We start from the raw sequence: 12,851 nt of genomic DNA on the forward strand, positions 1-12,851 counted from the left end.
CAGAAAGACCTTCTGCTCAGCTTTTTTTTATGTTTAGGTAGTAGTATTAAGGGTAGTAATCCTCCTTCGAAATAGCGCTTACGATATAAGCAGACAGAACTACCCCGCATATTGCTCTATAAGCGGTAAATGGATAGAGGATGAAGGGAATTGGTCCTCGAATAGATCAAGTGATTGTACATAAATGTTATGCCAGCCCCAGGAGCCCCATCTTAGTGCTCAAATTCTATAACCCTTTGATGCCTCTGTGAAGCTTAATTAGGTTTTCACATTCTGGTTGAATGTTCCCCTTTGTTAATGCGTTGTTTTCTGTGGCACAGGGAAGTTGGCATTAAAAAAGCCGGAGAATAATTTCTCCAGCTTTTTTTATTTCTATTTCGACACTAGCCTTACATATTTTCCAGTTCACCACTTTCAGCTTTCTCTACCAAATCATCATTGGCGGTGATGGCTACTTCTACACGCCTGTTTTGCGCGCGGCCTTCGTCAGTATCATTGCTACCTACAGGCATTGATTCGCCATAACCCGCGGTGGTCAATCTGCTGCCATCGATTCCTTGCATTTTCAGGTAATTAGCCACCGAATTGGCGCGTTTTTCGGATAGGCTTTGGTTATACTCATCGCTTCCTTTGCTATCGGTATGTCCATTGATCATGATATTGGTGTCAGGGTATTCATTGAGGATTTTTGCCAGTTCCATGACATTTTCCTGGGCAGCAGGAGTAAGCTGGTAGGAATCAAATCCGTAAAGAATACCTGAGTCAAAGGTCACCTGAATGCCTTCACCTACACGTTCTACCTCAGCATTTTCAATTTCCTCAAGTTCCTTGGCTTGCTTATCCATGTATTTGCCAATGGCAGCACCTGCGGCCCCACCGACAGCGGCACCGATCACCGCTCCAGCGGCGGTATTCCCTTTATTATTTCCGATTAATCCGCCTAGTGCTCCGCCGGCACCTGCACCTACAGCTGCCCCTTTACCGGTATTGCTCCAGTTGGCACATCCAAACATAATCGAGGCACTCATAGTGATAGCTAAAACTGATTTTAAGCTTTTCATAACAAAAATTTTTAGAGTTGGTTTAATTTATCAAACCCTTGCTGAATCTTCGAAACTGCATCGAAAGATTCGTCAAGGTTGATAACTCCTTTGCCAAATTTGTGCCAAAGTCCATCTCCACAATCAATGTATTTTCCCCTTTTCTTAGGCATCGTCTCCGTGGCTAGCTCATAATCATAATCGGGTAAATACACATAGCCCAATAGCTCACGGCATTCTTCCCAATCTCTCTCAGTAATCTGATCGTTGATTTCGAGAATGGGTTTGCGGATGGAGAATTTCATGGTGATGGCGCATGATTTTACCGAATCATTGTCGATATCCAAATAGCGAACAGTAAGGGGCGCTTCTTTTTGGCTCACCTCAAAAATAGCCTGGATAAGCTCCTGAGAGAGCATATGCCATACTTCCTGGTTTAAGGGAAGGCTCCTAGAGATTTTGCCATGCACATCTTTTGCCATGATTTTTATGCCGCCATTTTCATCCAACTCCTTTTTATTGGACCACTTCGTTTGGGCATAAAGGTCTATAATAGGCTTTTGCCAGACCATAGGGATCTCACCCACAAAATCCACATCATCATTTTCTGTGAACCCTTCAGATTCTATCTCCTCCAGACTCAACTCGTCCCGATCAGTGTACCGCATCGTAAACTGGGTGTTGATGAAGGATTTTTCGAAGCTGATTTTTAGTTTGAACTGGTGGCTAAACGGTGGGGGTAATATACCTGAGTCAAAATCAATCTCAAGGCGCTTTATATCATCGGATTTTAATAACATCTTTTTTCTTTTTAAGGAATAATTGGTTCAGTGAGAAGCAATTATTAATCATTTTTAAACTCATTTGGTTCCATTATGCGATTATTAGGCCAGATTAGTTTCCCGCCATAATAGCCTGCTATTCATAGGAGAAGGGTAATCCGGTCCGTCTATATTTCGACCACGGAATTTTGATGCAAAATTATGGTTTTATTATTAATTATTCGAGTACATTTGACGCCAATAAAAAATAAGATATGGAAGCCATAGCCGAAAACATTGCCGAGCAGCTTTATGAAAAGGGTTGGTGTATAGTGGATAACTTTCTGGAAGAGGGGTTTCGGAAGGAATTGCTTGAAGAACAGCAAGATATCTTGCACCATGGACAGTTCAGAATGGCAGGAGTCGGGAAGGGTGGTGACTTTAGGATTCAGCCGGAAATCAGGAGTGATAAGGTTTGTTGGATGGATTATTGGCAGCTTACCCCCTTGCAGAGGAGGTATTGGGACCAAATAGAAGAACTCAAGTCTGCGATCAACCAAAGATGTTACCTTGGACTAAGGTCTTATGAGGCCCATTTTGCGATGTATCCTCCAGGCTCATTTTACCTCAGACATCTGGATCAATTCCAGAAGGTTTCTTACCGTGTGGTATCCTGCATCCTCTACCTCAATGATGAATGGTCCGAGGATGATGGTGGAGCACTAAGGATGTATTTGCCCCAAGAGGATGGGACGGAAGAAATTCTCGATGTATTTCCGAAGGGAGGGCGCTTGGTGATTTTTCTAAGTGGGGAGATCCCTCATGAGGTGTTGATGACCTTTAAAGAGCGCATCAGCATTACAGGCTGGATGCGTGATATAGAATATTAAAGCTTCAAATTCCTGAACTATTGTTTTATCTATCGAAGACAAATAATACTCCTTTCTCCATTTTAATTGATTTTGGGCCACTGGGCCACTACTGCGGAAAGATAGGGGAGAGGAAGGCGGGTTTTATTTCTATCATTGCAAGTTGGGGTATTATAAATAGCTGGGGTTTTATAAATAATAGCATCAAAGCATAAAAAAAGGCAGTATTTCTACTGCCTTTTTTTGTTTTTTATTGAGCCTTTAGCTTAGATATTAAGCGCTTTGGCCATTACTTCTCCAATTTCAGCAGGAGATTCTGCTACATGGATACCATTTTCTCTCATGATTCGCATTTTGGCTTCTGCGGTATCATCTGCTCCGCCAATGATAGCACCAGCATGGCCCATTCTACGGCCTGGAGGTGCTGTCTGACCAGCGATAAAGCCCACTACAGGCTTTTTGTTACCATCTTCTTTGATCCATTGAGCAGCTTCTGCTTCGTAGTTACCGCCGATTTCGCCGATCATTACGATTGCATCCGTCTCTGGATCTTCCATTAGAAGTTGTACCGCCTCTTTGGTAGAGGTTCCGATGATCGGGTCACCACCGATACCAATAGCTGTAGATACGCCAAGACCAGCTTTTGCAATCTGATCGGCAGCTTCATACGTCAATGTTCCTGATTTAGAAACGATTCCTACACGGCCAGTTTTGAAAACAAAACCAGGCATGATGCCTACTTTAGCTTCTCCGGGAGTGATTACTCCAGGGCAGTTTGGTCCGATAAGGGTGGCTCCTCTTTCCTTGATATATGGTTTTGCAACCATCATATCTTTTACAGGGATGCCTTCGGTGATGGTAATGATCACGTTGATGCCTGCATCAGCAGCTTCCATAATAGCATCAGCTGCAAAAGCAGGTGGTACAAATATTATGGATGTGTCTGCTCCAGTCGCTTCAACAGCTTCTTTTACGGAATTGAAAACTGGTTTTCCTAAATGCGAATTGCCGCCTTTGCCTGGAGTCACGCCACCAACCAAGTTGGTACCGTACTCAATCATCTGCTGCGCATGGAAAGAACCTTCAGATCCAGTGAAGCCCTGGACGATTACTTTAGAATCTTTATTTACTAAAACACTCATGATGCGATTTTTAAAGTTTGGTTACAAAAATAAAAGATTAAGCCCTAGTACAAAAAGAATTGATAAACAATGTCAAATTTAATTTATCTGATGAGATTCTTTTTCTAAATTAGAAGCCTGCTATGGCCAAATTCTACCTTAATATACTACTCTTGGTTTTCCTCGGGGGGGCTTCCTTTGCGCAGTCCTTCCAGATGAATAAGCAAATCAAAGGACTGGATTTGCCCTCAGAGAATGTCTATGACATTGATCAGGATACGAACGGTCAGGTTTGGTTTTCCACCGCTCGTGGCGTTTTTTACTCAGATGGTATCAATACCTACTCCCTTCCAGACTCTCTCGCTTCCAAAATTGGTCATAATGGTAGTTTTGAAATCGATGAAGATGGGCTAGTCTGGGTGTACGAGCAAAAGCATCCGGAGAACCTTTACTATCTAAAAAATAACCAATGGCAATTTATTCCCTTGCCTTCCACTCTGAAAAATGCCTATGGTGCCTCAGGGATTTTTCTGGATATCATAGGCTCAGGATCTAATAAAACCATCGTACTGTCCGTCCCAGGGGTGATTTCTGTACTGAATATGACACACGGGATGTGGGATCATCACTCCTTTGTGCCAGAGCAATACGGCTCACCAAAGTCCGTTTCCATGATTCAGCCAGAGGAATTTGTTCTCTTTTTTGAGAAATCAAGCCTTCATTACCTAAAGGGTGATATGGTGCCCTACTTAATGAAAGCGGAGAATCTACCCTCTCCCGTATGGGCGGTGAAATATAATGAGCAAGATGGCCTCTATTATTTTCTGGGAAACAACTTCCTTGCCGCAGGCACCTCCATCAGTGCTCCCCAGAAAATCGTCAGCACAGGATTTAGCAAAGGAGACTATTTAGGAGGAATGAAATTCGGCCTTCAGGTAAAACAAGGTCAGGTTTATTATTTCTTCAATTCGCAATTATTCAAATTCAACCCAAAAAACTCAGAAATTCTTGAAATCTCTACCTTTGATGCCCTAAAATCCTTTTATATAAATACCTCCTTTGTCGACCGAGAAAATATCATCTGGATCGGGACCGTTCGTGGGGTGGTGAATCTACCCACTTTGAGGTTTCAGAACTTCAATAAATGGGGCGGTTTATTGGATCATGAGGTTTCGGCAATTCTGAATGTGGGCAAAAATGAGACCTTATACGGCTTCAATAATGGGATTCAATTCTGGAAGAGTGGCAAAGTGACCTTTCAATACCAAGGAGAAGGGGAGCAGGGAGAGCCGCGGAATAGAATCACCAATTTTCATCAGGACAGCAACGGGATCGTATGGTTTTCGGCAGCCCAAAAAGGTGTAGGCCGATTGAATTTAATGACGCAGGAGTTGGAAATTATCCCGGCCCCAGACAACTCCTTTGTCGTCCATGTGATGGCCAAAGGGGATGATCTATACATCGTGGCGGGAGAGAGAGTGTACAAAAGTGATATATATAAAAGAGGAAAACAGCATTTTGAATCTGATATTACCGATTCGCTCTTTGCTAATCATATAAAGGTGGCTCCCAATAGAATCAGAAAACTAGACTTTACACAGGATGGAAAGCTAGTAGTGATGGCTGCAGGATGGACAAGCCTGCAGAATAATGTGATAGATAATGAAAAAGCCTTAGCCTTTATTGGCTTTGATTGGAAAAAACTGGATGACCGGTACTTATTAGGTACCTCGGATGGGCTGAAAGTGTATGATGGCGAGAACTTTTTTGATTTTGAGATCAATGGACAAAAAATTAGCCGGCCAGTATATGGCCTGGTGCTGGACCAGCAAGAGAACATCTGGGTAGGTACCGATGAAGGGGTAGCGATTATTGGCAATGGCACCATCCGATATTTTAATGACTTCAATGGACTGTCGGGCAATGAAATAAATCGGGGAGCTTTCGTGCTGGATCATAATGGTCGCATCCAAATAGGTACGCAGCATGGGCTGTCTATCTTCATTCCTGAGGAAGATCAGGTAGGCTTCGCCGAGCCTCGAGTGGGGATCAAGAAAGTGAAGGTCCTGGGAGTGGAGGAAGATATTCCCTTGGATGAGATTCCCTATGAGCATAATAATGTTGAATTTGAATTTAGTGCCATTAGTTTTTTGCAGATCACCCATTTTACGGTCAGCTATAAGCTTGATGGTTTCCATTCCGATTGGCAGCACCTCCAAAACCCGCGTACCAATACGCTGCAGTTTAATAACCTTCCGGCGGGCGATTACCAGCTGATGCTCAAGGCCAGTATTGGTGGTCAGTTTGAGTCTGGAGTGACCTATTCCGAGAAATTTTCTATTATCAAGCCCGTTTACCTGCAATCTTGGTTCATCGGCCTGATTATATTATTTGTGCTTATGCTGGGTTTTGGCTTGAGCATGTTGATCAATCAGTTTAAGCAGCGGGGAGTGTTGGAGAAAAGCATTGATGCCAAGAATCAGGAAATCAAAACTGCCGAGGATCAGTTCAGGAACGTGTGGAATGGCTCCCAGGATGGCTTGATGCTGGTATATGTCAGCGGTGAGATCTTAGCGGTAAATCCTGCCATGGTGAAGTTGGCTGGGATGGCGGCAAATTACCCCGTTCAGGGAGGTCATGCACGGGACTTCTTCCGCTCAGAGGAGTTTTTTGAGGAGCACAAAAACCGCATTACCCAAGCCTTGAACACAGCGCAGGGCAGCACCATGGAGGCGCTGGTGCCCTTTCACAGTGGGGAGAGAAATATTGACCTATATGTCACACGGGCGAATCCGGGTTCACGGGAGAGGACGGTGATCCTTCTGGTATTTAGGGATGTGACGGATAAGAAAGAGTATGAGGCAGGTCTGCGAGAAGCAAAGGAGCGTGCGGAAGAAGCCAGTAGGATGAAATCAAATTTCCTTTCCAATATGAGTCATGAAATCAGGACGCCTCTAAATGGAATCCTAGGAAGTACAGAAAATATTATTTATCAAAATAAGGACAATCATATTCTTGTGTCTCAGCTGGAGATCATCATGGAAAGTGGGGATCGCCTGCTGAAGACCATCAACAGCATACTGGATATGTCTCGAATTGAAGCCAATAAGATGGAAATCAATTATGAGGAAGTAAATATCAATGACTTCTTGAGCAATCTCCTAATACCCTTGAAGACGATGGCTATCCGGAAAAATCTGCTTTTGACCTGCCGCTTTGAAACCAAACCTTTTATAGGAAAGGTGGATAAGAGTTATTTTGAGATGATTGTGAATAATATTGTGGGGAATGCAATTAAGTATTCCGATGGTGGATTGATCAAGGTGTTGGTAAAGAAAGAAAAAAAATCATTGGTCCTTCAGGTAAAAGATGCAGGAATCGGCATGAGTGAAGAGTTTATAGCAAAGATCTATGCGCCTTTTGAGCAAGAAAGTGGAGGGTATGATAGGCGCTTTGAAGGGACCGGCTTAGGCCTCTCTATTACCAAGAGCTTGGTGGAGCTGCAGAAGGGGAGCATTGAGATCAAAAGCAAGAAAAATATAGGTACCACGGTGGTGGTAAAGCTGCCGATAGAATAATTAATGTACCTATTATGTATAGCAATGGAGAATATTTGGGATAATGTCAGTCTTCAGCCCAAAAAAAACTTAATATTGTAATTCTATTTATAGTGGTTTTTGGGAAGGGGAGATAAGGGATGTACACTGATTTGGGTCTCTGTCTATTTATTAGACGGAAAATGTATCCGAAATAGGGGTGATGTTTTTTTAGTAAAACCTATGCTTAAAGCTAAACATTATAGCGATGCTTGCACTGAAAATATTAATTGTTGAGGATGATAATGTATCTGCCTTGCTCTTAAAAAAAGCCTTGGAAAAAAATCATCATGAGATCATTGGTGTCGCCGCCACGGGTGAGGAAGCGCTGGAGATAATGGATGAGAAGGTAGCGGAGCTAGTCATGATGGATATCAACCTTGGTGGTGAACTGGATGGGATCAAAACCACAGAAATAATCAATGAGAAATTTGATATTCCTGTGGTATATCTGACGGCCAGCTCCGATGAGGAAACCCTCCATAAGATAGCGGGCACCAATCCTAGCGCTTATGTGATCAAGCCCTTCAATATTCGTGAACTGAATATGATGATTGAGCTGGCTATTTTTAAGGATAAGAAAGAAAAAGAACTTCAAAAGCTCAATAATGAGCTGGAAGAAAAAGTAAAAAAGAGAACTGCGGACTTAAATGAAGCCAATAAGGAGCTGAAGAAAGCCTTGGAGAAGGAACGGGAAATCGGTGAGCTGAAATCCAAAATCGTTCAAAATGTTTCCCATGGGTTCAAAACACCTCTTACCTCGATCTTGAGCTCTGCCCAATTGCTGCAAATCTATGCAGAAAGAGACCAGCCTCAAAAAGCCAAGCTGATTAAGCATTCGAGGAAAATTGAAAATTCGGTGAGAAACCTGAATAATCTCCTGACGTCGGTGCTGTTTTTTGGCAAGGCCGATGCAAATAAAATTGATTATCGACCAAGCCGTTTCTTCACTGCCGCCTTTTTTAATGAGATTTTGGACGTGGTGAAGGCTAATAATGAAAATGGCGTAGAAATCACCACTTCCTTTACCAACTTACCCAAAACCCTCAAGTCGGATACCGATATGCTGTATCAGATTTACGAAAACCTGCTCAGCAACGCTGTGAAATATAGTAAGAGAAAGGGGAATGTGCACTTTTCGGTGGAGGTAAAGGATGGGATTATGATTTCTATCATCAAGGACGATGGAATTGGGATCCCCGAAAAGGAACAATCTCAGCTGTTTGACCGTTTCTTTAGAGCCAAAAACGTGGGCATTACCGAAGGATCAGGACTCGGCTTATCTATTGTCAAGAAATGCGTGGAAGTGCTAAAAGGAGACATAGCCGTGCAAAGTAAAGCCGGCGCTGGATCTACCTTTACCGTCACCATTCCAATTGATTAATTTATGATTTCAGCAAGTAATATTTCCTTTCAATATAATACTAACAGTAGCTTTACTTTTCCGGATATCCAATTATCAGCAGGCGAAGAGCTATTAATTTTAGGGAAATCGGGAAGTGGAAAGACCACCCTTCTCAATATTCTAGCGGGACTATTGGCTCCTCAGGCAGGAGAGGTTACCATTGCTGGGCAGAATCTGTACCAGCTTACAGGTACCAAAAGGGATAAATTTAGGGGAAGCCATATTGGGTTAGTATTCCAAAAACCACATATTCTAGGTCCGCTAACGGTCAGGGAAAACCTGGATCTAGCACAGTATTTCTCTGGACAGAAGGAGTCTAGCCTCATCCCCAAAGTCCTCGAAGAACTCGGGATAGGAGAGAAGATAAATTCCCAACCTCAGCACCTCAGTGAAGGAGAAGCGCAGCGTGTAAGCATAGCTCGTGCCGTGGTCATCCGACCAAAGCTGATCCTGGCCGATGAGCCCACTGCCAGCCTGGATGATGAAAATGCATTCAAAGTAATAAGCTTGCTAAAGGATCAAGCCAGAAAGTTGAAGGCCGCTTTAATTATTGTCACTCATGACCAACGTGTAAAAGACTTAATTTTGAATCATATTTCTATGGGAGGTGCTTCATGAAAATGCTAAGCTTATCACTCAAATACCTGAAGGATAGACCTCTAAATACCCTTCTAAATATCCTTCTGTTAGGTCTCGGTCTTGCGATTATCTCGGTGTTGATTCAGATTCAGAATCAATTCGAAAGTCAAATGACGCGAGATGCTAAGGGGATAGACCTGGTCGTCGGGGCAAAGGGCAGTCCCTTGCAGTTGATTCTTTCCAGTGTTTATCATATTGATTTTCCCACCGGCAATATTAATATGAAGGAGGCAAAGGCCTTGGCCCGTAATCGCCTAGTGAAAAATATCATCCCAATGAGCCTTGGTGACAACTATCAAGGGTTTAGAATCGTGGGCACCAATTATGATTATCTCGATTTATATCAAGGAGAATTTAAAGATGGCGATGGCTGGAAACTTCCATTTGATGTCGTTTTGGGCGCAGAGGTGGCGAAGGAACTGAATCTCAATGTCGGTGATACATTTTATGGTTCACATGGCATTGGAAGCAGTAGCCACGAGCATGACCATCATCCTTATAAAGTCACAGGTGTCTTAGCCGCATCGGGGAATGTCTTGGACAAATTGGTCCTGACTAGCCTAGAGTCGGTATGGTCCACGCATGAGGTGGAAGGCGAGGAGCATAATCATGACCAACTCCACCAGGAGGTGGTTCAGCGAGGATTCCCAGATGCAGAGGAGACCAAGGAGATTACCACCGTCCTGCTCCAGTATCGTAGCCCAATGGCCGCTGTACAGCTGCCAAGGTTCATCAACAGCCGTACTTCCTTGCAGGCGGCTTCCCCTTCTTTTGAGATCGTGCGACTCTTTGAATTGATGGGAGTAGGGGTGAAGCTGGTGACAGGATTGGCCTATATTATCATTGGAATTGCCGGATTGGGGATATTTATAGCCTTGTATAATTCACTAAAAGAGCGAAAATACGATCTGGCCGTGATGCGGGCAATTGGTGCTTCCAAGGCCCAGCTTTTTTTTCATATTGTCTTAGAAGGATTGATATTGACCTTGGTTGGGGCTTTGGCAGGGATTTTCCTAGGGCACCTTTTTCTTCATTTTCTCGTTATGGGTCAGGAGCAGGGGGCTTTGGGCAGTATAGAGGCTTGGACCTTCCTCTCGGAGGAGATATGGATCGTGGGATATGCCTTGCTGGTCGGGATTCTAGCTTCTGCTATTCCTGCCTGGGGTGCCTATCATACGGATATCGCAAAACAGTTGACGAAATAATAATTTAGAACCTGAATGATGAGATTAAAAATTAATTTATTGATGCTGATGCTCTTAGGGGCAATGACCGCTTCCTTTGCCCAGACAGAGAAAAATGTCTGGAAAACTTTGACAGAGGTGACCTACGAAATTGGAAATGATGAATATGGCGAATTGTATCTGCCGGTATTCAGTGAGAATATCCAAAAGATGGAAGGAAAGGAAGTAAGTGCAGACGGGTATATAATTCCCTTTGAGGGGATGTTTAAACCTGAGCATATTATCCTCTCCTCACTACCACTGGCAGAATGTTTCTTTTGCGGTTCTGGTGGCCCAGAAACGGTGATGGAAGTGATGCTGGAGGATCCTATCGAATATACCTCCAAGCGAGTAAAGGTGACGGGAAAGCTTAAACTTAATGCCAAAGATCCTGAGAAACTAATGTATATCCTTACCGAAGCTAAGTTGGTAATGTGATCAAAGTACTATTATTGACACAAAAAAAGCTAATGTTTACCCAGTACTTAGGGAGACATTAGCTTTTTTTATGTATTATTTTTTTTCTGAAAGCAGATTATTGGCCTACTTCATTGGCTTCCATTTCAAGGAATTTAGTCATTAAATTCTTGGTTATTTCTCCAACAGTTCCGTTCCCTATGGCTTTGTGATCCACCTTGGTGATCGGAAGAATTCTCTTGGTCGTGCTGGTCATAAACAATTCGTCAGCCTCCCTTATTTCCTCCAATGCAATATCCCTTTGGACAATGTCAGGGGCGAATTCTAAAATCCGTTTTCTGGTAATCCCCAGAAGTATATTGCTTTTTGGGGTAATAACTTTGCCCTCTTTCACCATGAAAATATTACTGCGTGAGCTTTCACTGATGATGCCATTGAAGTGATACAGGACATCTTCTACCTGATGCTCTTTCCACTGATCGCTGAGATACACTGGTAAGGCGTAATTGGTGGTTTTTATTTCTGCCACAGGTCTAATATAGTCAGCGGTGAGCAGATGTACGCCTTTTTCGAATTTCTCTTCTGAGGGCAATAGTAATTCCTCGCAGAAGATATAAAGGCTGCTATCCGAAGGCGAAAAATGATTGGTCGATATCCCTCCAGAGAGCACCATTCGTACCCCTCCTTGTTCGAGATCATTTTTATCAATCAAGTCCGTGATGATCTTTTGTAAAGAAGTATGATCGTGCTTGAGATCCAAATGAGCTTTCCTGGCAGACTGAATGAAGCGATCCAGGTAGTCCTTTAGAAATAAAGGGCGGTGATTTACCGTACGGAAAAAATCAAATATTGCATAACCCCGGATCAAGCCGATGTCTAGAGGGTGAAGGCTGGCTTCTTCACTAGGTATAATCTCATCTTTGGCAAAACAATAAGGCTTGCAAATTTTTTCTGATAGCATATTTAGGTTGTTTTTTGATTCATCAGTTTTGAATAGTAAAAATAGATTTCTTTCCCAAGGATGTGGAATGAAACACATGTTTTTTTGGAGAGCAATCCATTTTTAATCCTTGCCTCGTATATTTCTGTAGGGCTAAATAGTACAAAAATTTCAGAGGCGAATAAGTTCATTTTTAGTTACTAATCTAACTTCTGCTGATTGGGAAAAAGATAAAAACTTAAGATAATTTTTGCCGAATATTTATTTCTATGACGCCAATAATTATTTTTTGGAAAAAAAAGGCGGTGTTCTTGGTATAAATATAACTTTGTTATGATCTTTGTGTAAAGATGTAAATGTAAGGCCTAAATAATAGGTTGAATGTACTAAAAGTATGGATATGTTGAATAAAATAGGTTTATTTTCCCTTTTGCTAATGTGTCTCCTTTCCTGTAATAAGCAGGAGGAGAAAGTTGAGAATTTAAAGAATGAAATTCTTTCCATTCATGACGAGGTGATGCCTTTGATGGGGGAAATAAAAGAGGATCAAAGAAAGCTATTGGAAAAATCAAGTGCCCTGTTTTTGCAAGATTCCGTGGGAAATGAAAAGAAGATCCTCGAGCTTAATGAAATAGCGGATCGGCTAGACAAGGCATACGAAAGTATGTTTGTATGGATGAGACAATATAAGGTGGATTTTGAGGGAATGAAGGATGAGGAGGTTATTGCTTACCTGGAGGAACAAAAAATAAAAGTGAGCAAAGTTAATGAAGATATCACCCAAGCGCTAAGTGACGCCAAAAAACAACAAACAGGATCTGGGGATTAATTAATAGAAAG

The 12,851-nt window shown here is 42.5% G+C and carries 11 protein-coding genes; 7 read left to right on the forward strand and 4 right to left on the reverse strand.

Going from position 1 to position 12,851, the window contains the following annotated elements:
* Positions 1–389: 389 nt before the first annotated feature.
* Together B050_RS0121535 and B050_RS0121540 are read right to left on the reverse strand one after the other, a co-directional pair.
* Positions 390–1,061, reverse strand: coding sequence for an OmpA family protein (locus B050_RS0121535; protein WP_026236082.1), 672 nt, complete (start codon positions 1,059–1,061; stop codon positions 390–392).
* 11 nt (positions 1,062–1,072) lie between these two features.
* Positions 1,073–1,840, reverse strand: a complete 768-nt coding sequence (locus B050_RS0121540; RefSeq protein WP_018476036.1) for a hypothetical protein — start codon at positions 1,838–1,840, stop codon at positions 1,073–1,075.
* Between the two features lie 236 nt (positions 1,841–2,076).
* Between B050_RS0121540 and B050_RS0121545 the strand changes: the two genes are divergently transcribed.
* Complete coding sequence (locus B050_RS0121545; RefSeq protein WP_018476037.1) at positions 2,077–2,691, forward strand: 2OG-Fe(II) oxygenase; 615 nt, start codon at positions 2,077–2,079, stop codon at positions 2,689–2,691.
* A gap of 245 nt (positions 2,692–2,936) precedes the next feature.
* On the opposite strand, the gene sucD is transcribed toward B050_RS0121545, so the two are convergent.
* Positions 2,937–3,812 carry a succinate--CoA ligase subunit alpha gene (sucD, locus tag B050_RS0121550; RefSeq protein ID WP_018476038.1) on the reverse strand — a complete coding sequence of 292 codons (876 nt, stop codon included), beginning with the start codon at positions 3,810–3,812 and terminating at the stop codon, positions 2,937–2,939.
* Between the two features lie 122 nt (positions 3,813–3,934).
* On the opposite strand from sucD, the gene B050_RS0121555 reads away from it, so the two are divergent.
* From B050_RS0121555 to B050_RS0121575, 5 genes are all read left to right on the forward strand, one after another.
* Entirely contained in the window at positions 3,935–7,369 is a 3,435-nt protein-coding gene (locus B050_RS0121555; protein ID WP_018476039.1) for a sensor histidine kinase, read from the forward strand.
* A 226-nt stretch (positions 7,370–7,595) separates the two neighbouring features.
* Complete coding sequence (locus tag B050_RS0121560) at positions 7,596–8,771, forward strand: hybrid sensor histidine kinase/response regulator (protein WP_018476040.1); 1,176 nt, start codon at positions 7,596–7,598, stop codon at positions 8,769–8,771.
* Positions 8,772–8,774: 3 nt separating this feature from the next.
* Entirely contained in the window at positions 8,775–9,410 is a 636-nt protein-coding gene (locus tag B050_RS0121565) for an ABC transporter ATP-binding protein (protein WP_018476041.1), read from the forward strand.
* Positions 9,407–10,636, forward strand: a complete 1,230-nt coding sequence (locus tag B050_RS0121570; protein ID WP_018476042.1) for an ABC transporter permease — start codon at positions 9,407–9,409, stop codon at positions 10,634–10,636. The genes B050_RS0121565 and B050_RS0121570 overlap by 4 nt, the downstream gene beginning before the upstream one ends.
* 18 nt (positions 10,637–10,654) lie before the next feature.
* The gene (locus B050_RS0121575) at positions 10,655–11,092 is read left to right on the forward strand and encodes a hypothetical protein (RefSeq protein ID WP_018476043.1); all 438 of its coding nucleotides are present in this window, start codon (positions 10,655–10,657) and stop codon (positions 11,090–11,092) included.
* A gap of 97 nt (positions 11,093–11,189) precedes the next feature.
* Here B050_RS0121575 and B050_RS0121580 read toward each other — a convergent pair whose 3' ends face one another.
* Complete coding sequence (locus tag B050_RS0121580) at positions 11,190–12,032, reverse strand: aminotransferase class IV (protein ID WP_044203232.1); 843 nt, start codon at positions 12,030–12,032, stop codon at positions 11,190–11,192.
* Between the two features lie 379 nt (positions 12,033–12,411).
* On the opposite strand from B050_RS0121580, the gene B050_RS0121585 reads away from it, so the two are divergent.
* Positions 12,412–12,840 (forward strand): hypothetical protein, encoded by a 429-nt coding sequence (locus tag B050_RS0121585; protein ID WP_157492942.1) that lies wholly within the window; start codon positions 12,412–12,414, stop codon positions 12,838–12,840.
* Positions 12,841–12,851: the final 11 nt, after the last annotated feature.

The organism is Echinicola pacifica DSM 19836 (assembly GCF_000373245.1).
Taxonomy (GTDB): domain Bacteria; phylum Bacteroidota; class Bacteroidia; order Cytophagales; family Cyclobacteriaceae; genus Echinicola; species Echinicola pacifica.

Excerpts from the sequence above, each read along its gene's own strand:
- B050_RS0121575 (WP_018476043.1), top strand. The coding sequence starts at position 10,655 with ATGAGATTAAAAATTAATTTATTGATGCTGATGCTCTTAGGGGCAATG.
- B050_RS0121565 (WP_018476041.1), top strand. The coding sequence starts at position 8,775 with ATGATTTCAGCAAGTAATATTTCCTTTCAATATAATACTAACAGTAGC.
- B050_RS0121585 (WP_157492942.1), top strand. The coding sequence starts at position 12,412 with ATGTTGAATAAAATAGGTTTATTTTCCCTTTTGCTAATGTGTCTCCTT.
- B050_RS0121560 (WP_018476040.1), top strand. The coding sequence starts at position 7,596 with ATGCTTGCACTGAAAATATTAATTGTTGAGGATGATAATGTATCTGCC.
- B050_RS0121545 (WP_018476037.1), top strand. The coding sequence starts at position 2,077 with ATGGAAGCCATAGCCGAAAACATTGCCGAGCAGCTTTATGAAAAGGGT.
- sucD (WP_018476038.1), bottom strand. The coding sequence starts at position 3,812 with ATGAGTGTTTTAGTAAATAAAGATTCTAAAGTAATCGTCCAGGGCTTC.
- B050_RS0121570 (WP_018476042.1), top strand. The coding sequence starts at position 9,407 with ATGAAAATGCTAAGCTTATCACTCAAATACCTGAAGGATAGACCTCTA.
- B050_RS0121555 (WP_018476039.1), top strand. The coding sequence starts at position 3,935 with ATGGCCAAATTCTACCTTAATATACTACTCTTGGTTTTCCTCGGGGGG.
- B050_RS0121535 (WP_026236082.1), bottom strand. The coding sequence starts at position 1,061 with ATGAAAAGCTTAAAATCAGTTTTAGCTATCACTATGAGTGCCTCGATT.
- B050_RS0121580 (WP_044203232.1), bottom strand. The coding sequence starts at position 12,032 with ATGCTATCAGAAAAAATTTGCAAGCCTTATTGTTTTGCCAAAGATGAG.
- B050_RS0121540 (WP_018476036.1), bottom strand. The coding sequence starts at position 1,840 with ATGTTATTAAAATCCGATGATATAAAGCGCCTTGAGATTGATTTTGAC.